At 56.6% G+C, this 25,484-nt stretch carries 16 protein-coding genes, 3 tRNA genes and 3 rRNA genes; 16 read left to right on the top strand and 6 right to left on the bottom strand.

All coding sequences use genetic code 11. From position 1 onward, the window contains the following. Positions 1 to 63: 63 nt before the first annotated feature. From VHE12_09400 to VHE12_09385, 4 genes are all read left to right on the top strand, one after another. Positions 64 to 1,137 carry a carbohydrate binding domain-containing protein gene (locus VHE12_09400; GenBank protein HVZ80992.1) on the top strand — a complete coding sequence of 358 codons (1,074 nt, stop codon included), beginning with the start codon at positions 64 to 66 and terminating at the stop codon, positions 1,135 to 1,137. Between the two features lie 191 nt (positions 1,138 to 1,328). Next, the gene (locus VHE12_09395; GenBank protein HVZ80991.1) at positions 1,329 to 1,898 is read left to right on the top strand and encodes a carbohydrate binding domain-containing protein; all 570 of its coding nucleotides are present in this window, start codon (positions 1,329 to 1,331) and stop codon (positions 1,896 to 1,898) included. Positions 1,899 to 2,063: 165 nt separating this feature from the next. Then, complete coding sequence (locus tag VHE12_09390; protein ID HVZ80990.1) at positions 2,064 to 2,594, top strand: NADPH-dependent FMN reductase; 531 nt, start codon at positions 2,064 to 2,066, stop codon at positions 2,592 to 2,594. 94 nt (positions 2,595 to 2,688) lie between these two features. Next, entirely contained in the window at positions 2,689 to 5,799 is a 3,111-nt protein-coding gene (locus VHE12_09385; GenBank protein ID HVZ80989.1) for an autotransporter domain-containing protein, read from the top strand. A gap of 74 nt (positions 5,800 to 5,873) precedes the next feature. Here the strand turns inward: VHE12_09385 and VHE12_09380 are convergent, their stop codons facing one another. From VHE12_09380 to VHE12_09365, 4 genes are all read right to left on the bottom strand, one after another. After that, complete coding sequence (locus tag VHE12_09380) at positions 5,874 to 6,527, bottom strand: hypothetical protein (GenBank protein HVZ80988.1); 654 nt, start codon at positions 6,525 to 6,527, stop codon at positions 5,874 to 5,876. Positions 6,528 to 6,665: 138 nt separating this feature from the next. After that, positions 6,666 to 7,070 carry an acyl-CoA thioesterase gene (locus tag VHE12_09375; GenBank protein HVZ80987.1) on the bottom strand — a complete coding sequence of 135 codons (405 nt, stop codon included), beginning with the start codon at positions 7,068 to 7,070 and terminating at the stop codon, positions 6,666 to 6,668. Positions 7,071 to 7,093: 23 nt separating this feature from the next. Further along, a complete protein-coding gene (locus VHE12_09370) occupies positions 7,094 to 8,239 on the bottom strand; it encodes an N-acetyltransferase (GenBank protein HVZ80986.1) in 1,146 nt (381 codons plus the stop codon). A 51-nt stretch (positions 8,240 to 8,290) separates the two neighbouring features. Then, positions 8,291 to 9,475 carry an aminotransferase class I/II-fold pyridoxal phosphate-dependent enzyme gene (locus VHE12_09365; GenBank protein HVZ80985.1) on the bottom strand — a complete coding sequence of 395 codons (1,185 nt, stop codon included), beginning with the start codon at positions 9,473 to 9,475 and terminating at the stop codon, positions 8,291 to 8,293. A 106-nt stretch (positions 9,476 to 9,581) separates the two neighbouring features. Between VHE12_09365 and VHE12_09360 the strand changes: the two genes are divergently transcribed. Together VHE12_09360 and VHE12_09355 are read left to right on the top strand one after the other, a co-directional pair. Next, positions 9,582 to 10,586, top strand: a complete 1,005-nt coding sequence (locus tag VHE12_09360; GenBank protein HVZ80984.1) for an NAD-dependent epimerase/dehydratase family protein — start codon at positions 9,582 to 9,584, stop codon at positions 10,584 to 10,586. Positions 10,587 to 10,622: 36 nt separating this feature from the next. Next, positions 10,623 to 11,696, top strand: a complete 1,074-nt coding sequence (locus VHE12_09355; GenBank protein HVZ80983.1) for a hypothetical protein — start codon at positions 10,623 to 10,625, stop codon at positions 11,694 to 11,696. Positions 11,697 to 11,792: 96 nt separating this feature from the next. Here the strand turns inward: VHE12_09355 and VHE12_09350 are convergent. Further along, a tRNA-Leu gene (locus tag VHE12_09350) sits at positions 11,793 to 11,877 on the bottom strand. A 206-nt stretch (positions 11,878 to 12,083) separates the two neighbouring features. Here VHE12_09350 and VHE12_09345 point away from each other — a divergent pair. Then, complete coding sequence (locus tag VHE12_09345; GenBank protein ID HVZ80982.1) at positions 12,084 to 13,994, top strand: hypothetical protein; 1,911 nt, start codon at positions 12,084 to 12,086, stop codon at positions 13,992 to 13,994. Positions 13,995 to 13,998: 4 nt separating this feature from the next. On the opposite strand, the gene VHE12_09340 is transcribed toward VHE12_09345, so the two are convergent. Then, positions 13,999 to 15,321 (bottom strand): DUF4921 family protein, encoded by a 1,323-nt coding sequence (locus tag VHE12_09340; protein HVZ80981.1) that lies wholly within the window; start codon positions 15,319 to 15,321, stop codon positions 13,999 to 14,001. A 134-nt stretch (positions 15,322 to 15,455) separates the two neighbouring features. On the opposite strand from VHE12_09340, the gene VHE12_09335 reads away from it, so the two are divergent. The 9 genes from VHE12_09335 (at position 15,456) to rrf (ending at position 25,484) form a co-directional block, all read left to right on the top strand. Continuing rightward, entirely contained in the window at positions 15,456 to 16,226 is a 771-nt protein-coding gene (locus tag VHE12_09335) for a hypothetical protein (protein ID HVZ80980.1), read from the top strand. 31 nt (positions 16,227 to 16,257) lie between these two features. Next, positions 16,258 to 17,235 carry an ABC transporter ATP-binding protein gene (locus tag VHE12_09330; GenBank protein ID HVZ80979.1) on the top strand — a complete coding sequence of 326 codons (978 nt, stop codon included), beginning with the start codon at positions 16,258 to 16,260 and terminating at the stop codon, positions 17,233 to 17,235. Continuing rightward, positions 17,178 to 18,158, top strand: coding sequence for an oligopeptide/dipeptide ABC transporter ATP-binding protein (locus tag VHE12_09325; GenBank protein HVZ80978.1), 981 nt, complete (start codon positions 17,178 to 17,180; stop codon positions 18,156 to 18,158). Before VHE12_09330 ends, VHE12_09325 begins: the two co-directional genes overlap by 58 nt. Before the next feature lie 113 nt (positions 18,159 to 18,271). After that, on the top strand, positions 18,272 to 19,747 hold the full coding sequence (locus tag VHE12_09320) for a radical SAM protein (GenBank protein ID HVZ80977.1): 1,476 nt from the start codon (positions 18,272 to 18,274) through the stop codon (positions 19,745 to 19,747). A gap of 318 nt (positions 19,748 to 20,065) precedes the next feature. After that, positions 20,066 to 21,613: ribosomal RNA gene (locus VHE12_09315) — 16S ribosomal RNA — on the top strand. Positions 21,614 to 21,784: 171 nt separating this feature from the next. Next, positions 21,785 to 21,861 (top strand) — tRNA-Ile (locus tag VHE12_09310). A 31-nt stretch (positions 21,862 to 21,892) separates the two neighbouring features. After that, a tRNA-Ala gene (locus VHE12_09305) sits at positions 21,893 to 21,968 on the top strand. 270 nt (positions 21,969 to 22,238) lie between these two features. Beyond that, a 23S ribosomal RNA gene (locus VHE12_09300) occupies positions 22,239 to 25,252 on the top strand. 116 nt (positions 25,253 to 25,368) lie between these two features. Then, positions 25,369 to 25,484 (top strand): 5S ribosomal RNA (gene rrf, locus VHE12_09295). The 16S, 23S and 5S rRNA genes sit together here with 2 tRNA genes alongside, the layout of an rRNA operon.

Here is a 25,484-nt window from a genome sequence, read left to right as displayed (position 1 = left end):
AGAAGCCGACACTTGAGGACGGGGGAACGTCCAATGCGGGTATTTCGGAAGGGAGCGGAGACCATGAAAAAGGGGATCGGGTGGGCCGTGGCGCTGGGCTGCTGGATGGCGGCGTCCTGCGCAATGGCCGTGACGCAGGATTGGAAACAGTTGGGGCCCGGGTTCGCCGGGACCTTCGCCGACAAGGACGGTTCCACCATCGCCCTGGGGAGCGCCGAAGGGCCTCGCCCGGGCGAGAAGGCCTTGGTGGTGAAGGCCCATATCGTGGGTTGGGCGGGGGCCTGGGCCACCTTCAACGGCGACCTTTCCAAGGAAGGGGCCCTGCGGTTCCAGGCCAAGTCGCCGGAACCCGAATTGGTCGAGGTCGGATTGATGGATGCCAGGAACATCCAGTACACAGCGGTTTTCCGGATCACCAGCGGGGGGTGGCGGGTATTCACGATCCCCTTGTCCCTCTTCGAGAAAGCCGCCTTCCAAATGCCGGAGGCGCCCAAGGACAAACCCATCGACTGGACCAGGATCGTGAGCCTGCAGTGGCTTCCCCAGACCCACGGGGACCTGGACCTGCAGGTCGGGCCCGTTTCTTTCGTTGTGGGGAAGCAGAGACCCCAAACGGGCGGCCGGGAGGAGAAGGATCGCGTGACAGTGCAGGACTTCCTCTTCCTCGACAAGACCGCCTATGGTCCCTTCGTGGACGGCAAGACGGGAACTTCGATCGACCTGAGCCTTGAAAAGGACGCGGAAGGTGGGCGCCTGGCGCTGTTCCACTGCGACCTCAAACGCGGCGGCTGGTGCGGCTTCTGGATGCGCGCTGGCGATGCCTGGGGTGGCCAGGACTGGACCGGCGCCAAGTCCATGACATTGGAGGTGTTCAGCTCCGAACCCGTCCGTTTCCAGATGGGCTTCAATGATGGGAACCAGAACGCTTTCGTCGCTGAGACCCGGGAAACCCGGGGTAAGGGCTGGGAGAGACTGGCGGTGCCGTTCGGTGAATTCCACCTGAACCCTTATTACCAGCCCCCGGAGGCCAAGAAGGGATCGGTCCAGGACCTAGTCCATGTGGAAACCCTCAATATCGCCCCCTTGACCGAAGGAAAACATGAGTTCAAGGTGCGCCGGATCACGGTCGAAAAATAAGACAACCGATCCAATTTTTCTGGAACGGGGATGAACCGGATGAATGGGATGGGCGGCGCAAGGACCGAAGATTTTGTCCGGGTTCATCAAGGTCCATCCCTGCTCACATTCATTCATTGGCCGACACTTTTTCAGGACCTCGCGTCTAATCCAGGCTTCAGAAGTTCCATTTCGAGCGAGCGAGGAAGAGCATGAAAAAGTGGATGAATGCCATGGTGTTGGGCCTGTCCCTGGCGGTGGGCGTGGCCAAGGCGAACGCACCGGTTGTGATCCAGGATTTTTCCAGCGTGGACCCCAAAACCTCGAAGGACATCGGGACCTACCAGGATGACAAGGGTTCCAAGATCGCCCTGGAGAAAGCCGGGAAGGGCGACAAGACCACCCTCGCCCTGAAATACACCCTGGTGCAGGGCGGCTGGTGCGGGCTCTGGTGTCGGGCGGGAGGCGTGGACTGGGCGGGCGTGGACCTGACGGCTTCGAAGACCGTTGAGTTCTCGGTGAACAGCAAGGGGCCCGTGGTACTGGGCATGTCCCTGACCGATAAGAACAAGAACCAATACGTGGCCGAGGTTTCGGTCAAGGGCGGGGCCTGGGAGAAGGTCTCCGTCCCGCTGGATTCCTTCAAGTTGGACCCCTATTACACGCCCCCCGAGGCCATCAAGGGCGCGGCCAAGGACTTCAGCAAGGTCAGCACCTTCGGCCTGACGCCCAAGACCGTCGGGACCGCGATCGTGAACGTCAAGGACATCGTGGCCCAATAGGACCCCAGGGAAAGACGGATGTCCAGGCTCTGGAGCTGGGCATCCGTTCTTTTATGTACCGGGCAATCTGATCAAAAGTGATAAGTCCTTTTAGATGAGCCGCTCCGGCTCAAGTTGAAAGGGAAGAGGATCGTTCTTAGTTTGGGGCATCCCGAAAGGAACACCATGCTCCAGATCCTAGCCTTATGCGGAAGCCTGCGCCAAAAATCCACCAACAAGACCCTGCTACAAGCCGCCGCCCGGTTAGCGCCCCGGGGGATGACCATCAGCCTTTATGAAGATCTCGGTCAACTGCCGCATTTCAATCCCGACATCGAGTCCAACGAACCCATGGAAGTGACCCGGTTCCGCGAAGCGATCCGGTCGTTCGATGGGCTCCTGATCTGCAGTCCGGAGTATGCCCATGGCATTCCGGGAAGTCTCAAGAACGCCTTGGATTGGCTGGTGGGCGGCAGCGAGATCGTGGGGAAGCCGGTGGCGCTTTTGACCGCTTCGACCAGGTCTTCCTATGCCCAGGAATCCCTTCGGGAAGTCCTTCGGACCATGTCGGCACGCTTGATCGAGGAGGCGGGCCTGGATGTCCATTTATTGGGCAAAAATTCAACCGTGGATGAGCTGGCCGCCGATCCTGAATTGGCGCAGAAGATCACCGAGGCCTTGCGGGTCTTTGCCCTTTCGTTCGGGGATCGCTTTTGAATTAAGAAGGTGCCCCGTTCTTCGGAACGGGTTTATCATGCATCGGTCACTCCACCATGTCCCAAGGGGTGTTTCGATGCCATCTTCCCTTAGAATGATCCTCGCGATAGCCGCCCTTTGGGCTGGGTTTTTGGCCCCAGGCTGGGGCGAGACCTGGTTGAACAACCCGCCCAGCGGGGATTTCGATTCGGGCTCCAACTGGGACCTGTCGACCGTTCCCAGCGGGACCAGCGCTTCCGCCACCTTCGGGACTTCGCTCAACGCCAGTGTCACCATGAGTGCGCCTACCACCGTGGGGGATGTCCAGTTCAACGGTTCCACGTCCTACACGATCTACAACAACGGGCAGACCTTTGTTTTGGCCGGACTTGGGGCCAACAACACTTCCGGACAAGCCCAGACCCTTATCGCCACCGGCGGGCTTTTCCTCTTTGAGAACGGCGCCCAAGCGGTCAGCGTCCTTTTGCTCAATTCGGCAGGCGCCACCCTGCGTTTCCAGGATACTTCTTCGGCGGGGATCGGGACGATCGCCGACTACGGCCGGTTGATCTTCACCGGGAGTTCCACGGCGGGGAGCGTCACCATCCTGGCCCAAAGCGGCGGCTCGGTCAGTTTCTCGGGCGGGGCCGATGGGGGACTGGCCCAACTCGATCTGGCAACGGGCGCCGACCTGGACATCAGCCAAAGCACGGTGGGGGTGACCTTGGGGTCCCTGGCCGGCGGCGGGAATGTCAATTTGGGGACCAAGAACCTCACGACCGGGGGGAACAACCTTTCGACCTCCTATAGCGGGGTGATCTCGGGCGCCGGCTCGTTGATCAAGAACGGACCCGGGCTGATGATCCTTTCCGGGGACAATCTTTATAGCGGAGGGACCACCATTTTTGGGGGGACCGTTGTGGTGGACGGCGGGAGCCTGGGTTCGGGCCCGGTCAGCAACCAGGCGACCCTGACCTACGCCCTGGACTCGATGGCGGTCAGCTATGTGGTCAACAGCGGGACCCTTTCCTTCCAGGATGATGCCACGGCGGGTACGGCGGTGATCAGCAATAGTAGTATCCTGGCTTTCAACAACTCGGCTTCGGCGGTGTCGGCGGTCCTCTACAACTCCGGGACCCTGAACTTCAACGGGGATTCGACCGCGGCCAACGCGGGGGTGAGCAACAGCGGGTTGTTGAACTTCAATGATGGGGCCAGCGCCGCCAACGCGGCCATCAGCAATACGGGCGCCGTTTATTTCCAGGGTGCCTCGGCCACGACCCTGGCCAGCGCCGGGAACGCCCATATCGATGACATGAACATCGTCCAGTTCGGGGATTTCTCCACGGCGGGGGACAGCCGGATCACGGTGGAGAATTCTTCGACCCTTAATTTTGCCGGGAACGCCGTGGCGGGAACGGCCCAGTTCACGCTCAATAGCGGCGGGGTCCTCGATATTTCGGGCGAGACATCCTCGGCTTTGACCGTGACCTATTTGAACTCCCTGGCAGGAAGTGCCGTGCAATTGGGCGGGAATAGGCTGGTCTTCGGCGGGAATCTTTCTTCCTCCATCGCTGGAGTGGTCACCGGGGCCGGGGGTTCACTGGTCAAGTCGGGCACGGGAACCTTGACCCTTTCTGGGACGAACAATTTCACCGGTAGTACCCAATTGACCGGTGGACAATTGCTCTTGGCTTCCTCGGGCGCTCTGGGAGGCTGTTCAGTGTCCTTCACCGGAGGAACCATGGCCACGAGCGGGGGACCCATCACCGTGAACGTCGGGGGTTCCTACCAACAGACCGGCGGGACCCTGCAACTGGGCCTCGCGGGGACCTCGGCGGGCCAATGGGATAGGTTCAATGTCACCGGAGACGCCCAAATGGGCGGGTCCGTTTCGATCTTGTCCGTTGCCGCCTTCACCCCGGTTTTGGGGGATTCCTTCCGCATTTTCGAGACCGCCGGTCTCGTTTCGGGGAGCTTTTCCGATTCCATCAGTTCCATCGCGGGTTTCCGGTTCTTGCCGGTCTATGGCACCCATGAGGTGGACCTGGTGGCCATCCGGCCCTCCTTCCTGGCCCTCGCCCTGACCTTGAACCAAAAGGCGGTGGCGGCGGCCCTGGATGCCTCGGTCTTCGAGTCCGGCCAACAGGACCTGATGGCGGACCTGGGGACCATGAATGCCGGGAACGTGCCGGCGGCCTATGACCGGGTGTCGCCCGCCGGTCTTACGCCCATTTTCCGCATGGGATACGATCTGGCCCAGGCACGTGGCCGGATGGCCTTCGACCGGATCGCTTCCCTTTGGGAGAAGTTGGACGCCAGCCCCAGGGTCCAGGCGGCCTGGAACGGCAGGATGTTTGCCGCGGCCATGGACGGGAGCGGGGAACAGGCCATGACCGGGACCGCCCCGAGGGCGACCGGGGTCTTCGCCCAGGGTTTGGGGAACTTCGGGACCGTCACCGGCGACGGGAACGGCCCGGGGTACCAATTCTCGACCGGCGGCGTGGCCGTCGGGTTGGACGACCGGATGGACCGGGACCTGGTCGGAGGTTTGCTGGTCGGCTACAGCCAATCGGGCACCTCCCAGGCCCTGGATTCGGTGAAAGCCTCCGGGGGCCAGGTGGGGGTCTATGGCGGCTGGCGCTCGGGGGACCTGAGGATCGCCGGGCTCCTGGATGGCGGCATCAATAATTATGACACGGTCCGTGCCGGTGAAGGTGGGATGGCGACGGGTACGGCCCGAGGGATGCAGTTCGGCTTGAAACTGGGCGGGAACCTGGATTGGGACCTGGATGGTTCGAAGTGGGGGCCCCTGGCGGCGGGAAGCTTCACCCATGTGCAGGTCGATGGCTTCACCGAGACCGGGTCCTTCGGACCCTTGAATCTACCGGCCCAGGGACAGGACGAACTGGCGAGCGAGTTGGGATTGCAAGCCAAAAGGAATTTCCCGATGGGTGGCGGTTGGTTCCTGGAACCCGCCCTCATGGCCACTTGGCAACACGTTTATCAGGGGAACCTGGACCAAGTCACGGCGTCCTTGGCAGGTTCCTCCAACCGGTTCGTGGTGGACGGGCCCGCTTTGGGCAGGGACGGGTTCCTGGTCTCGGCGGGTTTGCGGATGGGCTTGGGGAAGGGTTTGGCGGTCCAGTTGGGATACCAGGGGGTGTTGGGCGTGACGAACTTCGATTCGCAAGATCTCTCGGGTGGGATCAGTTTGAACCTTTAGGACATCCGCCGATCCAGAACAAAAAAAGCCCCTTCCTGGCGAGGGAAGGGGCTTTTTGATTGGCCGCGTCAGGATTACTGGTTCAGGAAGTCCAACGCCGCGTTCATGACACAGAAATTATCCTTCTGAAACTCGATGTTGGTCTCACAGAATTCGCCTTCAATCTTCTTCGCGCCCGCCAGGGCCTTGAGCTGGCCCATGGTCAGCGTGGTGGTCCAGGTCTGATCCAAATAGGTCAAGCCCGTGAATCCGTCGAACGAACTCTTCACGTCATATTTCAGGGTCCCCAGGTCCATCTTCACATCGTCGACCAGGAGGATCAGGTTCGAGCATTCCTGGTAATTGTTGCTGCCGGTATGCTGGGCCTTGTAATTGTCTTTGTCTTTGGTGACGTCCAGGCGGAAAAGGACGAGGGAAATGGTGGCTTTGGACTTTGGGTCATATTTCTGGCCGGGGAAGGTGATCTTAATCCAGGGGGCCACTTCGTCCCCGCCCTTCACCTTGAAATTGTGGGCGGAACGCAAGCTCTTGGGCTGGAAGGTTGTCTGGTCCTTGAACTTGTCATACTTGGTTTCGAACCAGCCGTTGCAATATTTCCAAGGATTTGGGGTGGGGGTCGCCTTGGGGGCATCCGGTGCGGAAGCCGGGCTCGAATTTGATTCGGCAAAAGCAAATGCTTTTATTCCAAATAAGACCAAGAACAACGACAAGATCCTTAACGACTTCATAATATAACCTCCGAAGATCGATTTTTGTTCGCTGTGAAAAACGCAGCCTGGAAATTATATTCAACGGGGTCTTTCGGGGCCCGTTAAATTTTGGTTTGGATCGCGGGTGTGTATCAAGAAGGAGACAAGCCTGTTGATTTATTGGCCCATGGCCTTTTTCCACTCGGGGGTTGGATCGATGAGGCGGCGGGCGCGAAGATCGAAAAGGCCGAAGACCAATTCCAATTCGGTGGCCACGGTGCCGTCCTCCTTGCGCATTTCCTGTCGGAAACGGCTGATCTTGCCTTTGGTCTCCACCAGTTCCATGGTGATGGTGATCTTTTCCCGCAGGGTGATCTCCTTGCGGAATTTCATGGTCAATTCGAGCACCACCGGACCCTTCTGGAATTCCTGGACCTCCCTCAATCCATAGCCGTTGCGGGTGATGTAGTCCCAACGGGCTTCCTCGAACAGAACCAGGTAGGCGGCGTTGTTCATGTGGCCGAAGGTGTCCAGGTGGGATTCCCGGATGAGGACCTCGTAGGTATAAGGAAGGTTCGACATGGGCCGCCTAAGGGACCTTCGAATTAAAGGGTTTTGCCGTAGATCCGATACTTCTTGATGACCTTGCCGCCCATGGCGGTGATCCCGTTATTGATGCCTTCGTTGTCCTCGAGGGTCCAGGAAAGCTCGCCACCCTTGATCTTGCGCTTGATGCCGGTCTTGAGCGCTTCCAAATACAGGATGACCTCCAGCCCCTTCTTTCGGTAATCGGGATGGACGCCCATGGCCATCTCCCGGGTGTCATCGAACTTGGTGAGGAGGAATTTGATGAGGGCGAAGGGGTCGGACCATTTGAAAAGCTCCCCGTCCATCTTGATGAGGGCCTGGTTGACGTCCTTCACCACCAGGTTGAACCCGATGGCCTTGCCGTCGACCTCGGCGATGTGGATGAAGTCGGGCCAGATGATGTCCTTCAGTTTCTTGGCCTGGTATTGGAACTCGGCCTCGGTCATGGGCACGAAGCCCCAGTTCTTCTCCCAAATGAGGTTATAAAGCTCCCGGACGATGTTGGTATCCCGCTCGAAATGCTTCATGTCCAAAGGGCGCACGGTGATCCGCTCGCGCTTCATGGTGCGCTCGGCGATCTTGACCATGCGTTCGGGAAGGGGGCCCTGGGCGGGGAGGTACCAGGCATAAAGGTCCTTGGCCTTGGCATAGCCGCACTTCTCGGCCAGTTCCAGGTAATAGGGCGGGTTGTAGGTCATGGCGATCCGGGGGGGCGTGTCGTAGCCTTCGAGCAGGAAACCGAAGTAGTCATCGTTGGAAGTGAAGCTGGAAGGGCCCCGCACACCGGTCATGCCCTGTTCCTTCATGAACTTCTCGGCTTCTTGGAAGAGCGCTTGGGCCACGGCCGGGTCGTTCACGCACTCGAACCAACCGAAGAAACCGATCTTCTCGTTCCAGAACTTGATGAAGTTGTCGTCTACGCTGGCGGAAATCCGTCCGACGATCCCGTTCTGGTCGTTGTAAGCGGCGAAAAGTCGGGTGCGGCTGTGCTGGTGATAGGGATTCTTGGCCGGGTTCAGGAGGCTACGTTGGTCGTCGAGGAAAGGGGGCACCCAGTTGGGGTCCCGCTGGCCGTCCTTGATGTAGATCTTCCAAGGCAGGTGGAGGAACTCCTCGATGCCTTTTTTGTCATCCAGTGCGATGGTCTTGACCTGAATGGCCATGACGCCTCCTTCAAGAGGGGAATGAAAGGCCTGGTGATTGGACGTTTTGGATCAGGGAATGACGCCGTGTTTTTTTCCGACCTTGCGGAAGGCGTCCAGGACCTGGTCCAATTGCTGGTCCGTATGGGTGGCCGTGTAGCTGGTGCGGATCAGGGTTAGCTCGGGCGGCACGGCGGGGGAGACCACGGGGGTTGCGAAAACGCCCATTTCTCCCAGTTCCTTGGTCATGGTGAAGGTCTTCAGGTTGTCACCCACCATCAGGGGGATGATGGCCGAGTTGGTGTTGAGGGTGTTCCAGCCCATGGCCTTGAACTCGGCACGCATGCGCTTGATGATCGCCCAAAGCCGTTCCCGGCGCTCGGGCTCCCGCTGGATGATCTCCAGGCTTTTGAGGGCTGCGGCGGTATCGGCGGGGGAAAGGCTGGCGGTGAAGATAAGGGGCCGGCTGTTGTGACGCAGATAGTCGATGACCTTATGGGTGGAGGCAATGAAGCCGCCGATGGAGACCAGGGACTTGGAGAAGGTACCCATGACCATGTCCACGTCCTTTTGGACGCCGAAGTGGGGGCCGGTCCCGTCGCCTTTGGGGCCGAGGACCCCCAGGGAGTGGGCCTCGTCCACCATGAGTCGGGCACCGTACTTGTTCTTCAGCTCCACGATCTTGGGCAACTCGGCGATGTCCCCGCCCATGGAGAAAACCCCGTCCGTGACGATGAGCTTGGGTTGTTCCTTGTGGTTGGCCAGGACCCGCTCCAGGTCTTCCATGTTGCTATGTTCGTATTTGATCGTCTTGGCATAGGAGAGCTTTTGCCCGTCCACGATGGAAGCGTGGTTCTCACGGTCGGAGATGATGTAGTCACCCCGGGTGACGATAGTGGAAAGGGCCCCCAAATTGGCCAGGAAGCCGGTGGAATAGACCAGGGCCGATTCCATACCGACATATTGGGCCAGTTTTTCCTCCAACTCGATGCGGATGTCCAGGGTGCCGTTGAGGAAAGGGGAACCGGTGCAGGCCGAACCGTACTTGCGGATGGCCTGGACCATGGCCTCCAACACCTCGGGGTGGGTGACCAGTCCCAGGTAGTTGTTGGAGCCGACCATGATCATCTTCTTGCCGCCGATGGTCACCTCCGTGCCTAGGGCCGAGGTGTTGGGGCGAAAATAGGGGTAGATCCCGAGCTTGCGGACATCGTCCGCGGCGGTCCAGTTGTTGGCCTTGTCGAAGACGTCGGCCATGGTGGTGTGTTCACTTGGGTTCACTAGGGCTCCTTGGCAAAAAAGAAGAGGCATTATAGGATGACGCCTCCATGTTATTCAAATCGATTAGGTCCCCGAAAACCCCATGAATGAAACCCCCGTGGCCCTGGTGACGGGCGCTAGCGGTTTTGTCGGGAGCCATTTAGCCGAAGCCCTCGCCGGGCAAAAACAAAAGGTTCGGCTTTTGGTCCGCAGGACCAGCAAGATCCCCTTTACCCCCACTTCCGAGATGGAACTTTCCTATGGGGATGTGACCGATGCGGCCTCGGTCGGGGCGGCCATGAAGGGGGTTGAGGTCGTTTACCATTTGGCCGGACTCCTAAGGGGCGCCGACTATTCCGCCTATGATCGGGTGAATGCCGAGGGGACGCGGAACGTCTGTGAGGCGGCGGCCCAGGCGGGGACCGTCCGGCGTTTGGTCTATGTGAGTTCCTTGTCGGCGGCCGGCCCCTCCCCCTTGGGTGGGGAGATCGACGAGACGGCCCCTTGCCAGCCGGTCAGCTTCTACGGAATGACCAAGCGAAAGGGCGAGGAGATCGCCCTGGGGTTCCAGGACCGGTTCGAGGTGGTCATCCTGAGACCTGCGGCGGTCTATGGCCCCCGGGAAACGGATATCTTCGAATACTTCAAAATGGTCCGAAGCGGTCTGGTGGTCAATGGTGGGGACGGCAATCAACGTGTGAGCTTCATCTATGTGGCCGACCTGGTGGAAGCGACCCTTTTGGCGGGGCGGGACCCCCGGGCCAAGGGTCAAATTTACTTCGTTTGCGACGGCCAAAGCCGCAGTTGGAACGAATTCTCGGCATTGGTGGGCCAGGGGCTCAAAAAATCCTTTAAGACGTTCAATGTTCCCCTGGGACTGGTTAAAATGCTGGCTCGGTTGGGCGATCTTTGGGCCCGGTGGACCGGAAGGTCCTTCCTGCCCCCCATTGTTTCCATGGACAAGTTGAAGGAAGGGGAGGCCCCGGGTTGGGTCTGCTCGAACCGGAAGCTCCGGGTGGAACTAGGCTTCAAGCCTGGGACCGGGATGGAAGAGGGGATCGCCAGGACGATCGAGTTTTACCACACCGTGGGGTGGCTGAAACCATAACGGGTGACAAGAAAAGTTCGAATGACGGGGGGAAAAATGAAATTTTCCAGGATAAGTGCAGCCATTCTTTTGGGACTGGTGTTCCTGGCGGGGACGAATTTTTCCCACGCTCAAAGCCAGTGGATGGATTCGATCCTTCCTCCGGACCATCTCCTGGAGAACCTTCCTTGGTTGGATGACGAAGGAAAGATCCAGAGCAAGGGTCTGTTCGATTTCGAGAACGTTCGTGGGCTCAAGAACAAGGAAGGGGATGAGATCAAGGACCTGATCCTGATCTACCGGCCCAATGCCCCGGCGGACGAACTGGACAAACCCCACAACCAGACCCTGAACGTCTGTTTCTACAACCCCGAGACCAAGAAATACGAAAAGAACTTCCAGGACGAGGGCGGGACCATCCAATGGATCCGGGTCCTCAAGACCCCGCAGAGGGCGGCTCCCTATTTGATCTTCCAGCGGGATGACCTCAAGGGGGGGCAGGTCCTCAAGGGGTTTTCTTATATCAATGGCGCCATGAAGCAGGTCCTGGACCTCGCGGCGCCCCAGATCTTCACGAAATTCGAAGGGCTTGAGATCTGGTGTTCTTCCAAGGGCTATGCCAAGGACCGGACGGATGCGGAATTGATCCTGGCCTGGGAACCGACCAAGGAGAAATTCCTGACCACCAAGAGCGGGGTCGCCGGATGGACGGGCACCTCGATCCTCGTCGCCGAGGCCCCGGCGACCCCGACCCCCGGAAACAAAGGGACGGAAGTGGTTTCCAAGCCTGCGGCGAAGACCTCGAAACCCTCGGCCGATGGTTGGTGGGACGATCCTTTGGATCCCCAGGCGGCCATGCTGAAGCTGAAGAACGAATTGATCCCCGCGTTGATCAAGGGGAACCAGATCGCGGTGCTGGGGCAAAAGGCCAAGATCTTCTTCGCGGCACTCGAAAAGCAGGGAACGCCCGCCAAGGACATCAGCGGCATGCGGTCCAGCTATTACGCGTCGGTGGCTTCGGTCCTGGCGGACATGGGCAAGAAGAAGGATGCAGCCTACTACCTGAAGATCGCCCTGGGCTTCCAAAAGGACAACCCGGATGCGATGGCGGTGCAGGCGAAGTTAAAGTAGGCAAACAACCCGAGCGGGTTCACTGGCCGCGTACCAACCCCTAAAACAAAAAAGCCCTAAAACCGGTCCGGTTTTAGGGCTTTTTTTTGAAGGAAGTGGTGCCCGAGGAGGGACTCGAACCCTCAAGGGTTTCCCCATACGCACCTCAAGCGTACGTGTCTGCCAATTTCACCACTCGGGCCTTACGGTGTGCCGTGGACATTTCCCACGGCCGAAAAGGAAGCGTATTATAACTGGGGCCCTTTGATTGTCAAATAAACGCCCATCTCCAGGAAAACCTTGATCCGAACCCTGCTATCCATTCTTCTCCTGCTCTTGTTCATCCTTGGACTTGGGAAAGGGGCCTGGATCCCACCTCTTCGACTGATCGAGGATACACCGTGGAGCATGGCCCTTTGGCCAACCGCCCTTGGGACCAAGCTGATGTCCATTGCATTGTTCGCTTTGGCGGCCCTGGGTCTACTGGGTTGGGCCGGTCTTTTCCGACGGGTCTGGTCACCCCCACGCCGGAACTGGAATCCCTTTCACCTCTACGTCGCCTTGGCGATTGCTTTTTTTTCCTTGTGGTCTTGGGCTTTGGCGGCGAATGAGGTGCTTTACGGTTTTCTCGAGGCGCTCATCTTGGTCCCGGCCATTCCCTGGGGGTGGCTGGAAGCGAGGAAATGGGGCCCATGGGTTGGGAAGTGGTCCCGCTTTGAAAAGATCGGTCTTGGGGCTCTCTGGATCATCTGGGGGAGCGAATTCCTTTCCCCGCCCTTGATCTGGGACGCGGTCCTGGATCATTTTCGTTACGCCCGTGAAACGGTCCGGCTACATCAGGTCCTCTTCCACTGGACGAACCACACGGGAGATATGCCCAAGGCGGCCGAAATGGTCCTGGCCGGGTTCTGGGCCATCGGTGGGGAAGGCCTTTCCAAGATGGCCCTAATCCTGCCTCTTCTGATGACCTTGGGCATTTTTTCCCTTTGGCTAAGGCAGGAGAAGAAGGGTTTCAGAGCTTCCTTTTGGCTGCTGTTGTCCTGCCCTTTTCTTTTGGCCTTGTTCGCTTGGGGGTATGTGGAAGGTTTTCTGGCCTGTTATGAACTTTTGACCCTTTTCATTCTCTGGAGGGGCCTTCGGTCGGCCTGGCGGCCGGATCTGTGCCTCCTCATGGGATTCATGCTGGGTTTCTGTTTTTCCATCAAGCTGACAGCGGTCTTGGCCGTGGCCGGACTTTTGGCCCCTTGGATCGTCGGAAAAGGATGGAAGGGTTTTTCCGCCCGATTGGGACTTTGGTTCATCGCAGGTTTCCTTCTTCCGGTCATTCCTTGGTATTTGAAGAATTTCCTGGCTTTCGGAAATCCCTTTTATCCCCTGGCGACCCATTGGTTCGGGTCCGGCGGCGGGTATAACAGCGAGATGGAAAGTGCGCTCCTGTCGGATACGGGAATGCCCCAACATTGGGGATGGACCATGGTCCCCAAGACATTTTGGGACTGTTTTTTCACGATGAAGAACGGCATCAATGCCGCTTGGACGCCGCTTTTTTGGCTCGGATTTCCATGGATTTGGCAGGCGCTCCGGTCGCGGCTTGGCGCCTTCTTAGCGGTCTTCTCGGCCGCGTTCCTGGCTGTTTGGTCCTGCGTGGACCAAAGTTTGAGGCATACGTCGGGAGCGGGGTTAGCGCTCCTGCTCTTGATCGGGCTGGTCTGGGAAGGGGTTCACTCCCAAAAAGGAAATGTTGGAAAGGCGATCTTCGCCTTGGGGGTCGTCCTCTCCCTATGGCTGACCATGAGCGCCCAGTTCAATGGGACCGCGCCTTATGCCAGCGCCTTGGGGTTAGAGGACCCATTGTTGAGATTGAAGAGGCATTACAGCTTCAGCACGGGTGTTTATGACGCCTATCGGGGGATCGAGCGCCATTCGGGCCCCCGGGACAGGATCTTGGCTTTTGCCGTTTTCCAGACCTATCCCTTCGATCGGATCGCTTATGTCGATTTCAAATGGAAGAGGCCAATCTTCCTGCAGTGGGCCAAGGAAAGCGGGACAGCGGAATCCCTGGCCAAGCGCTTGAAGGAAGAGGGAGTCGATTATTTCCTTTACCAGCCGGAGGAAGCGGCGGCCATGGCGCATGTCGAAAGGGATTTCGACCTGCAAGGCATGTCGGGAAAAGAGTATCTCCATTTTTGGCGGGATTTCATGGAACCGGTGGGGGTTTATCCCGATTGTTATGTCTTCAGGCCCTCGACCGGCAAGGGCTGGCCCAAGGAAATCCCGGTCCCTGGAGAAGTCGAGGGCATCCTGCCGGGATCCCCTTAACCGATCAGGCCCGGTTATATAAAAGAGGGCTGGGTTTGAGGGTCATTTCTTTGCCCAGCCTTAGGTTACTGATCCGTCCCCGGGAGCGGAGATCCGAGAGCTTGGACGTGATCTGCTCCTTGAAGGCGGCCGGAGGAACAGGATTCACGAAGATCTGAGTGTCTGCTTCAAAACCGGCCGAGGTGACCGTTCTCCAATGGATGAGAATATGCCATGGAAAACGGGTCGGGGATCCCCAAGGAGCGTAGAACCAAGCTTCGTTACAGGGGACCTGGGGCCCGGCCGCGGCATGGCAGGCATGGACGAGGTCCGAAATGCCCCTTATCTCTTCCGATGAGTGGTCCCAGGGATGAGCGGCCCGGGATTTGGAATAGACGGCTAATGTCGGGTAAGGATGTCCGATCTCGGATAGGACCACCCCGTGATCGTTCTCGGCGACGATCAGGTCCTTTTCGGCGGAGAAGTCCACCAGCGCCTCATTGAAGATATTGGGATATCCCTTGGCCTTCTGTAAACGGGCCTCCACGCCGGGGCCCCATTGGTCCATCCCTATCACTTGCTTATGAAGATGGTCGAAAGAGGCCCCGGCGGCCTTCAGCCAGTTCTGGAAGATGGCCACATAACGGATCTTGCCGTTGTTCGAACGTATATCCAAGGCGGCTTCTAAAGCGAAGTTCAAGTAAGCCGCATGCTCCTCCGGGGTCATCTCTCCCGAATAGAAAAGCTGGTCATCCCGGTCCGCGCCAGGACGGAAATGGCGGCCGGCCGCAAGGACTTCGTGGGTACCACCGAAGAACCAGTCGTAGAAGCCTTCCGGAGGGGCCAGAAGAAGCGCATCGATCTCTCCGGATGGTTTCCCGGCCAAGGCCAATTTTGTTCGCATCAGCTCTTGGACATGGGAAAGGCCTTTCGGGTTTTCCAGATAGTTCTTTTTCCAGCGGGCTTGGGTCGGGGACAGGGTGACTTGATGGTTCTGTACCCAGTAGTCATAAGTGACGATCTCGAAAAGATTGGCCAATCGGCGGAAAGAAGCCTTTGAGAACTTGACGGAGTCGGGGTCCAGCCTTTCCAGGAGTTCGAAACGACCTTGGGCCGTGCGGACGAGCCGGGCCCGTTCAGGTGGGGTACGAAGGTAATTGGTTTCGCAAAAATCACAATGATCCTCCCGCTCTTGGCGGGGAAGGACCTTGGGCGGGATGGTCTGTCGGTTCACGAATGGGCGAAGGGCACGGCTCGGAACGGCCCAAACCTCCGTTCCGGTGATCGGATGGACATGCCTCAGGGTGCCGTCGGGAAGGGAAGTATAGGAACCGAGAGTGGGGGCCATGGATGCCTGGTTCAAGGTTGAAGTTGAAGGACCGTCAGGTAGAATTGTATCGGAACCCTTAAAAAATCCGCAAATGGGTTTTGGGCATGCTATTGATGGATGCTCGAGGCCTTCGGCGAACCCGGGAGACAAATTTGAAATTCCTTTGTTTGTCGGACTACCGGGGTGCGGGCCAATGGCTTCCTTTGATCCCCGCCATGGTCCAGGCGGAGGACCCCGATTTGATCTTCTATTGCGGGGGTTCCATGCGGGGCGAAGAGCGGCTCATGGAATACGAGACCGCCCGTAAATTCCATAGCAAGCCGGATGCGGACAATCCGCGTATCCAGGACGAGATCCAGCGGGATACGGAATTCCTGCAACAGTTCCTTCTGGCCTTGGCGGATACCCAAAAGACCGTTTACGCCATCCCGGGGAACAGCGACGCTCCCGAATCGGTTTATTTCAAGAACATTTACAATTATGCCCACATCTATCCAAATTTGAGGCCGGCCCATGAAATGATGCATCGAGAGGACCAGTTCATGGTATCGGGCTTTGGCGGCGACATTACCTACAATGACGACAACCGGGCCCTGGTCCTCCAATACTCGAGGACTTGGGTCGAATTCGCCCTGCGTCGGTTGGAGTATTTCCCCGGCGAAAAGATCATGATGTTCCATTCCCCGCCTGTTTGCCGTCTGGACCTTTCGGATGGTGAACATTGTGGTGTCCTGTTGCTGAATGAGTTGATCGAGAAGATAGGACCCAAGCTCGTTCTTTGTGGACGGGCCAAATCCGGGCAAGGGGTGATCCAAATGGGGCCCGCCCGGGTGGTCAACCCCGGGTTCTTTTCGGAAGGCCACTATGCGATGATCGATTACCCCTCGTTCGAGGTCCAATTCAAGAATCTTTCGGCCCTTTGACCGGCCTATTTCCCGCTCGGGTCGTTTTCCCATGAATGAGCTGATCAAGATAGAGGGTCTTCACCTTGACCTCCTGGGTCCGCCCGGTGGGACAAGAGGCAGGATCCTGCGCGGGATCGACCTTTCCATGATGGAAGGGGAAAAATTGGCCCTGGTGGGGGAATCGGGATGCGGCAAGAGCATGATCGCCCTTTCGATCCTGAACCTCATTCCCCGTCCTCCCATGGTCCAGTCCGGGGGTAGGATCTTGTTTAAGGGCGAAGGACTGGATGGGTTCAATGAAGACCAATGGAGGGACCTGCGCGGCAAAAGGATCGGGATCGTTTTTCAGGAACCCCTGAGTTCCTTGAATCCGGTCCTGACCGTTGGGGATCAATTGGTGGAAGGTCTGATCGCCCATCATCAAGCGGGTCCGGAGGAAGCCCGGACGAAGGCTTTGGGACTCTTGAGGGAAGTGGGTCTTCCGGACCCTGACCGGATCTTCGGTCATTATCCTCACCAGTTATCCGGTGGGATGTGCCAAAGGGTCATGATCGCCATGGCTGTTTCCTGCAAGCCCGAGCTTCTTATCGCCGACGAGCCCACGACCGCCTTGGATGTGACCGTCCAAGCTCAGATCCTGGATCTCCTGGCTCAAATGACGAGGGTCCATCGGATGGCCGTCCTGCTGATCACCCATGACCTCCGGATCGCTAGGGATTTCAGTGATCGTGTGGCCATCCTTTATTGCGGGAAAGTGGTCGAGATGGGTCCGGCGAAGGTCCTTTTTGAACGTCCGGCCCATCCCTATACCCAGGGATTGCTGGACGCCATTCCGAAGGTCGATAAGACGGGCGAGGAGTTGGGATGGATCCCCGGGACCTTGCCGTCCCCGTATGATTCCTTGACAGGTTGCGCTTTCGCGGAGCGGTGCCCCAGAGCGGACGAACGTTGTCGGAAAACCGAACCCGGATGGATCGAGGTCGAGAAAGGACATTCTGCCCTATGCTTCTATCCGTCCAAGGGCTGACCAAAAGATTCCCGGTCCATCGGGGACTGTTCGGGGGCACGGAACAATACGTTTCTGCCGTACAAGATGTTTCTTTCGCCATGGACCGCGGGGAGGTCTTGGGCGTGGTTGGAGAATCTGGATGCGGAAAAAGCACATTGGGACGCTGTGTGGTCGGACTGTATCGACCGACCGAGGGAAAGGTCCTTTGGGAAGGACAGGACCTGTCAGGGCTGACCAAGGACCAGAAACGAAGTCTCCAATCCAGGTATCAAATGGTGTTCCAAAACCCATTTTCCTCCTTGAATCCGCGCCAAAAAGTCCGGGCGATCCTGGAAGAACCTTTGATGGTCCATGGCCTGAAGGACCGAAATTTGAGGATGGGCCTTGTTCAGGAATGGATCCTGAAGGTGGGACTTTCTCGGTCGGACCTGGACAAGTTCCCCCACGAATTCTCGGGTGGACAGCGCCAGAGGATCAATCTGGCCCGGGCCTTGATCTCGCGACCTGACGCCATCGTTCTGGACGAGCCAGTATCCTCCTTGGACGTATCGGTCCAGGCGTCGATCTTGAACCTGTTACGTAGGATGAACCAGGAGACCGGAGTCGGGTATTTCTTCATCTCACACGATCTTCAAGTGGTAGGTTATTTAAGCCATAGGATCCTGGTGATGTACCTGGGCCAGGTGGTGGAGCAAGGGGATACGGCCGAGGTCCTCCGGTCGCCGCGTCACCCTTATACCATGGCCCTTTTGGCCGCCAGTTCCAATCAGGGAAAGATCCTCCAAGGCGAGCCGCCAAGTCCCACCCAGGTCCCCCCGGGATGTCCTTTTAGTTCACGCTGTCCGCACGTAGAAGACCGTTGTCGGATCGAAAAACAGCCATTAAGGCCCCTATCGGAAGGCTGGGCGGCCGCTTGCTGGAAATGGGACCACATTAATTAAGTCCCCGGCTTGATAAAAAAGCGTCATTTTGCCGTATAATTTAGGTGAAAACCTACAGACCTGCCCGTCTTTTCAGCTCGCATCCAGTTCATTTCCCCAAAAACGAGGTTGACATGAAAACCATGATCGTGAACCCGCCCACTTGTACCGGCATGAAGTACATTCGGGAAGGCCGGTGTGAGCAAAGATTGAATTCGTTCCAATACGTGATGGTCCCTATTTCCCTGCCCATGATCGCGGGTGCTCTGGAAGCCAAGCAGCACCAAGTGAACCTGTTGGATTGCATCGCCAACGATGTGGATGTGGAAGGGCTGAAGAAGGCCATTCGCGATTTCGATCCCGCCTTCGTCCTGTTCAATATGTCGACAGCCACTTCCTCAAGCGATGTCGAGGTCATCAATATGATGCGCCCCTTGACCCAGGCCCATTTCACGGTCATTGGGAACCACGCCACCTCGTTACCGGAAGAGGTCCTACAGGCCTCAGGCTTGGATTCGGTCATTCGCCGGGAGCCGGAGTTGACGGCCCAAGACCTGGTGGACGCCTTGGAAAAGGGAAGGGGTTTGGGAGAGGTACTGGGGATATCCTTCAAGGATAAGGATGGAACGGTCGTTCATAACGAAGACCGACCCTTCAATGAGAATTTGGACGATCTGCCTTTTGCGGCCCGACATCTGCTGGATAATGCCCGCTATACCCTCCCGGTGATCAATGAGCCTTATACCCTCATCATCACCAGCCGTGGATGCCCCTATTCCTGCATTTACTGCACAGCCCATCAGTATTATGGGAAAAAGTTGCGCCTTCGTAGCGCCGAAAATGTGGTGGATGAGATGCAGGAATGCCTCGAAAAACACCATATCCGCAACTTCACGATGTGGTCCGATACCTTTAACCAAAGTAAGAAGTTCGTGATGGAAGTCTGTGCTGAGATAAAAAAACGGGGCATGCACGAGAAGATCAAGTGGATGGCCAATAGCCGGGTGGATCATGTGGACAGGGAAGTCCTAAAAGAGATGCGGTCCTCGGGTTGTATCGGGGTTTCCTACGGGGTCGAGTCCGGCGTGGACGACATCCTTGAAAAAATGAAAAAAGGGGCCGATGCGGAACAAGCCCGAGTGGCGGTCAAACTGACCAAAGAGGCGGGGATCGAGGTCCTGACCCACATCATTTTTGGGCTGCCGGGTGAGACGATGGAAACCATTGACCAGACGATCCGATACGTGAAGGAAATGGATCCGGATTACGCTCAGTTTTACTGTGCTATTCCTTTTCCCAAGACCGAATTGGAAGAGATGGGCAAAAAGAACGGTTGGATCTCAACCGAGGATTACGCCAAGTACGAGTTGAATCAACCGATACTGAACTTACCTACGCTTTCGATGGAACAGCTCCAAGAAGCCCGGAAAAGGGCCTATCGGGAATTCTACCTGAGGCCATCCTATATCCTCAAAAGACTGCGTAAAATAAGGGGTTTGAAGGACTTGGTAGTCAATTTCCGCCAGGCCAAAGACTTCATTTCCAGCTGGATTTCCAAGGAATCTACTGAAAAAACCCCTATTTCCAGGGTTTCTGAGGCCAGGGTCTAAAAAAGTAGAATATTTGTTGACAGGGGATGGGGGTTTTTATATAAATACCGTCCCCGGGCCGCTTGTGGCTTGTGGCCTGCTTCCCTCGCTGGAAGAGATGTTCTTTGAAGTGATAACCAATAAACAATCGTAGACGCGCAGTTCTCGATTGCGGTGCTCATCGCAGCGGTGAGTTTTTTTGTGTCGATTCACCACTGGGGTAAGCATCGAATGGATGCTTGTCGTTATTGGTCTTTGAAAACTAAATAGTGCATACGAAACAAGTTTGGGTGCTTGTCAAAAGTAGTTTGAGTTGTTGGAGCCTCAAAAGCTTCATTTCTAATGGAGAGTTTGATTCTGGCTCAGGACAAACGTTGGCGGTGCGTCTTAGACATGCAAGTCGAGCGTGAAAGCCCGCAAGGGTGAGTAAAGCGGCGAACGGGTGAGTAATACTTGGGTAACGTACCTCCTAGATCGGGATAACGCGCCGAAAGGCGTGCTAATACCGGATGTGACCACGGTTCCTACGGGAGCAGGGGTAAAAGATGGCGAAAGCTATCACTGGGAGATCGGCTCAAGCACCATTAGCTAGTTGGCGGGGTAATGGCCCACCAAGGCTACGATGGTTAGCCGGCCTGAGAGGGTGATCGGCCACACTGGGACTGAGATACGGCCCAGACTCCTACGGGAGGCAGCAGTTTGGAATATTCCACAATGGGCGCAAGCCTGATGGAGCGACACCGCGTGAAGGATGAAGGTCTTCGGATTGTAAACTTCTTTAGACCTAGATGAAGACTGCAGGGTGAACAATCCTGCAGTTTGACAGTATAGGTAGAATAAGCCACGGCTAACTCTGTGCCAGCAGCCGCGGTAATACAGAGGTGGCAAACGTTGTCCGGATTTATTGGGTGTAAAGGGCATGTAGGCGGTTTTGTAAGTCAAAGGTGAAATGGCCCGGCTCAACCAGGTCATTGCCTTTGAAACTGCAGGGCTTGAGTACGGAAGAGGAAAGCGGAATTCCCAGTGTAGCGGTGAAATGCGTAGATATTGGGAGGAACACCGGTGGCGAAGGCGGCTTTCTGGTCCGAAACTGACGCTGAGATGCGAAAGCCAGGGGAGCAAACGGGATTAGATACCCCGGTAGTCCTGGCCGTAAACGATGAGTACTAGGTGTTAGAGGTATCCACTCCTCTAGTGCCGCAGCTAACGCATTAAGTACTCCACCTGGGGACTACGACCGCAAGGTTGAAACTCAAAGAAATTGACGGGGGCCCGCACAAGCAGTGGAGCATGTGGTTCAATTCGACGCAACGCGAAGAACCTTACCTGGGTTTGACATCCTCTGACCGCCTATGAAAGTAGGTTTCCCCGCAAGGGGCAGAGAGACAGGTGCTGCATGGCTGTCGTCAGCTCGTGTCGTGAGATGTTGGGTTAAGTCCCGCAACGAGCGCAACCCTTATTTCTAGTTGCCATCGGGTCAAGCCGGGCACTCTAGAGAGACTGCCGGTGACAAACCGGAGGAAGGTGGGGATGACGTCAAGTCCTCATGGCCTTTATATCCAGGGCTACACACGTGCTACAATGGCGTATACAAAGGGCTGCGAACCCGCGAGGGGGAGCCAATCCCAAAAAGTACGCCCCAGTTCAGATTGGAGTCTGCAACTCGACTCCATGAAGCCGGAATTGCTAGTAATCGCGGATCAGCACGCCGCGGTGAATACGTTCCCGGGCCTTGTACACACCGCCCGTCAAGTCACGAAAGCCAGTTGCACCAGAAGCGATTGCGCTAACCCGCAAGGGGGGCAGATTGCGAAGGTATGACTGGTGATTGGGACTAAGTCGTAACAAGGTAGCCGTATCGGAAGGTGCGGCTGGATCACCTCCTTTCTATGGAGACCATGGTAGAGGAACCCTTTTGAGGGCGCGCTCTACCGTAACTCCAAGTGGATACCCAAACGAGATATGCACTGTTTAGTTTTAAAGGACCAATTCGATCGGGTTCTTTTACTTTTGAAGTTGTGCCTTTGGGCGATGTTGAGCCCTCCGCCGAACTGGAATGGGCCTATAGCTCAGTTGGTTAGAGCGCACCCCTGATAAGGGTGAGGTGACTGGTTCGACTCCAGTTAGGCCCACCATTTTTGGGGTGGTCGAACTGGAAGTTCCGGGGGGGATGTAGCTCAGTTGGGAGAGCACCTGCTTTGCAAGCAGGGGGTCGCCGGTTCGATCCCGGTCATCTCCACCAATTCGAGTTCCGGCGATCAAAGGCGAAAGCTGCGTGAATCCTTTTGGATTCAAAAGGATTTGCGGAGCTTTCTTGTGTCGAAAGGCACTTGGGCTTCTGCCGACCAGATGGGTCGGTTCGTCCTTCGGGACGCGCGGTTCTTTGAAAAACGATAGAAATACTACTATTTGCCCTCACTTAACACGTGAGGGCGCGCAATTCTTTATCTAGAGCAATTGCGTAGCTGAACCGAGTGCATAGAGATTCTTATGCGGTGGCGAAGAAACATGTGATCAAGCTACTAAGAGCGTATGAAGGATGCCTTGGCGTCAGATGGCGATGAAGGACGCGACAGCCTGCGAAAAGTTCCGTGGAGCCGGCAATAGGCTTTGAAGCGGAAATGTCCGAATCGGGGAACCGTATGGGGCAAACCCCCATAACTCCCGCCTGAATTCATAGGGCGGGGTGAGCCGACCTGGAGAAGTGAAACATCTCAGTATCCAGAGGAAAAGAAATCGAACAGATTCCCCCAGTAGTGGCGAGCGAAAGGGGAACAGCTCAAACCTTGTGCGTGTAAGCCTGTGGGCGTTGCGCATGGGGGGTTGTAGGGCTTGCGTGGCCGTGCTACAGAACGGCCGTGGAGTTACAAAAGAGACGGATAGCCGAAGGGCCTGGAACGGTCCGACACAGAGGGTGAAATCCCCGTAGGCGAAATCTGCTCTCTCTCCAAGCAAGTTCCTGAGTACCACGAGACACGTGAAACCTTGTGGGAATCCGGGCAGACCACTGTCCAAAGCTAAATACAAGCTGACGACCGATAGCGGAACAGTACCGTGAGGGAAAGGTGAAAAGAACCCCGGAAGGGGAGTGAAATAGTACCTGAAATCATACGCTTACAATCAGTGGAAGCACTATTTTGGGAGGTCTGCGGCCTACGGGTCGTAGGCGCCCATCAGTGTAACCGCGTGCCTTTTGCATAATGATCCGGAGAGTTATTGAGTGAAGCAAGGTTAAGCCCCGTCAGAGGGGTGGAGCCGTAGCGAAAGCGAGTCTTAAAAGGGCGTCCAGTTTCACTCATTAGACCCGAAGCGGGATGATCTAGCCATGACCAGGGTGAAGCCTTGTTAACACGAGGTGGAGGCCCGAACCGATGTATGTTGAAAAATGCTCGGATGAGTTGTGGATAGGGGTGAAAAGCCAATCGAATTCCGTGATAGCTGGTTCTCCTCGAAATATCTTTAGGGATAGCCTCGGGAAGTAGTTGTTGGTGGTAGAGCACTGATTGGGCTAGGGGCCTTAACAGGTTACCAAATCCTTTCAAACTCCGAATGCCAGCAACGTAATCCCGGGAGTCAGTCTGTCAGCGCTAAGGTTGACGGTCGAAAGGGAATCAACCCAGCCCATCAGCTAAGGTCCCCAAGTACATGCTAAGTGGTAAAGGATGTGGAGTCGCATAAACAACCAGGATGTTGGCTTAGAAGCAGCCATCATTTAAAGAGTGCGTAACAGCTCACTGTTCGAGCGATTCTGCGCCGACAATTTAACGGGGCTAAAGCATGTCACCGAAGCTGTGGATTCGTACCTTCTTCGGAGGGTACGTCTGGTAGAGGAGCGTTCTGTCGTAGGCGGAAGGCTGACCGTAAGGACAGCTGGACGAAACAGAAGTGATCATTCCGGATTAAGTAGCGAATATGAATGTGAAAAACATTCACGCCGTAAGTCTAAGGTTTCCTAGAGCAAGGGTAATCCGCTCAGGGTAAGTCGGTTCCTAAGTCGAGGCCGAAAGGCGTAGATAATGGATGTCAGGTTAAAATTCCTGAACCACCAAAAGGCGTTATCACCGAAGGGGAGACGCAGAAGGATAGGAGAACCCGGCCGCTGGTCGAGCCGGGAGGGGTTTCGAGGTGGGTCCGTAGGCAAATCCGCGGGCCATTAACACTAAGGGACAACTCGAGCCGCAAGGCGAAGTCTTTGACTCCACGCTGCCAAGAAAATCCTCTAGGGAGTCCCAGGTGACCGTACCGCAAACCGACTCAGGTAGACGAGGAGAGAATCCTAAGGCGCTCGAGTTATGTGTTGCCAAGGAACTCGGCCAATTACCCCCGTAACTTCGGGAAAAGGGGGGCCCCTCTGCGTGCAAGCGCGAAGGGGCCGCAGAGAAATGGCTCAGGCGACTGTTTAACAAAAACACAGCACTCTGCAAAGCCGTAAGGCGACGTATAGGGTGTGACTCCTGCCCGGTGCTGGAAGGTTAAGGGGATGGGTTAGCGCAAGCGAAGCTCAGAACCGAAGCCCCAGTAAACGGCGGCCGTAACTATAACGGTCCTAAGGTAGCGAAATTCCTTGTCGGGTAAGTTCCGACCTGCACGAATGGAGTAACGATCTGGGCACTGTCTCGGCAACATGCTCGGCGAAATAGTAGTTCGAGTGAAGATGCTCGATACCCGCATCTAGACGAAAAGACCCCATGAAGCTTTACTGCAAGTTGACACTGAACTTCGGATTAACATGTGTAGCATAGGTGGGAGACTTTGATGGGGGGGCGCCAGCCTCTCCGGAGTCATTAGTGAAATACCACTCTTGTTGCTTTGAAGTTCTAACCTAGGGCCGTAATCCGGCCCAGGGACAATGTCTGCTGGACAGTTTGACTGGGGCGGTCGCCTCCCAAATTGTAACGGAGGCGCCCTAAGGTTCCCTCAGCGCGGTTGGAAATCGCGCCTACGAGTGTAAAGGCATATGGGAGCTTAACTGCGAGACAGACACGTCGAGCAGGTGCGAAAGCAGGGCTTAGTGATCCGGCGGTACCTCGTGGGAGGGCCGTCGCTCAACGGACAAAAGCTACTCTGGGGATAACAGGCTGATCTTGCCCAAGAGTTCATATCGACGGCAAGGTTTGGCACCTCGATGTCGGCTCATCACATCCTGGAGCTGAAGTAGGTTCCAAGGGTTAGGCTGTTCGCCTATTAAAGTGGTACGTGAGCTGGGTTCAGAACGTCGTGAGACAGTTCGGTCTCTATCTGGTGCGGGCGTAGGACATTTGAGGGGAGCTTTCCCTAGTACGAGAGGACCGGGAAGGACGTATCTCTGGTACTCCTGTCATCCTGCCAAGGGTGGTTGCAGGGTAGCTATATACGGACGAGATAAACGCTGAACGCATATAAGCGTGAAACTTACCCCAAGATGAGATGTCCCGGGACGCAAGTCCCCTAAAGGCTCCACGTAGACTACGTGGTTGATAGGCTGGGTGTGTAAGGCCCGCAAGGGTTTTAGCTGACCAGTACTAATCCGCCGTGAGGCTTGATCATATGTTTCATTTCCATCGCATCTTTATCGCACTCGAGGTTCAGACGTAGTATTTCTATTGTTACACTAATTTCCAGAGGCCGCCCGCACTAAGAGGCGGCACCTGAGATCGCTGTTTCCCGGTGTTTATAGCGGAGGGGAAACACCCGTTCCCATTCCGAACACGGAAGTTAAGCCCTCCAGCGCTGATGGTACTTCACATGTCTTGTGTGGGAGAGTAGGACGATGCCGGGA

The organism is bacterium (assembly GCA_035549195.1).
Taxonomy (GTDB): Bacteria; Oederibacteriota; Muellerivitia; order Muellerivitales; family Muellerivitaceae; genus DASZRK01.
This window is presented reverse-complemented; position numbering and strand designations above follow the sequence as displayed.

Excerpts from the sequence above, each read along its gene's own strand:
- VHE12_09400 (HVZ80992.1), top strand. The coding sequence starts at position 64 with ATGAAAAAGGGGATCGGGTGGGCCGTGGCGCTGGGCTGCTGGATGGCG.
- VHE12_09395 (HVZ80991.1), top strand. The coding sequence starts at position 1,329 with ATGAAAAAGTGGATGAATGCCATGGTGTTGGGCCTGTCCCTGGCGGTG.
- VHE12_09390 (HVZ80990.1), top strand. The coding sequence starts at position 2,064 with ATGCTCCAGATCCTAGCCTTATGCGGAAGCCTGCGCCAAAAATCCACC.
- VHE12_09385 (HVZ80989.1), top strand. The coding sequence starts at position 2,689 with ATGATCCTCGCGATAGCCGCCCTTTGGGCTGGGTTTTTGGCCCCAGGC.
- VHE12_09380 (HVZ80988.1), bottom strand. The coding sequence starts at position 6,527 with ATGAAGTCGTTAAGGATCTTGTCGTTGTTCTTGGTCTTATTTGGAATA.
- VHE12_09375 (HVZ80987.1), bottom strand. The coding sequence starts at position 7,070 with ATGTCGAACCTTCCTTATACCTACGAGGTCCTCATCCGGGAATCCCAC.
- VHE12_09370 (HVZ80986.1), bottom strand. The coding sequence starts at position 8,239 with ATGGCCATTCAGGTCAAGACCATCGCACTGGATGACAAAAAAGGCATC.
- VHE12_09365 (HVZ80985.1), bottom strand. The coding sequence starts at position 9,475 with ATGGCCGACGTCTTCGACAAGGCCAACAACTGGACCGCCGCGGACGAT.
- VHE12_09360 (HVZ80984.1), top strand. The coding sequence starts at position 9,582 with ATGAATGAAACCCCCGTGGCCCTGGTGACGGGCGCTAGCGGTTTTGTC.
- VHE12_09355 (HVZ80983.1), top strand. The coding sequence starts at position 10,623 with ATGAAATTTTCCAGGATAAGTGCAGCCATTCTTTTGGGACTGGTGTTC.
- VHE12_09345 (HVZ80982.1), top strand. The coding sequence starts at position 12,084 with ATGGCCCTTTGGCCAACCGCCCTTGGGACCAAGCTGATGTCCATTGCA.
- VHE12_09340 (HVZ80981.1), bottom strand. The coding sequence starts at position 15,321 with ATGGCCCCCACTCTCGGTTCCTATACTTCCCTTCCCGACGGCACCCTG.
- VHE12_09330 (HVZ80979.1), top strand. The coding sequence starts at position 16,258 with ATGAATGAGCTGATCAAGATAGAGGGTCTTCACCTTGACCTCCTGGGT.
- VHE12_09325 (HVZ80978.1), top strand. The coding sequence starts at position 17,178 with ATGGATCGAGGTCGAGAAAGGACATTCTGCCCTATGCTTCTATCCGTC.
- VHE12_09320 (HVZ80977.1), top strand. The coding sequence starts at position 18,272 with ATGAAAACCATGATCGTGAACCCGCCCACTTGTACCGGCATGAAGTAC.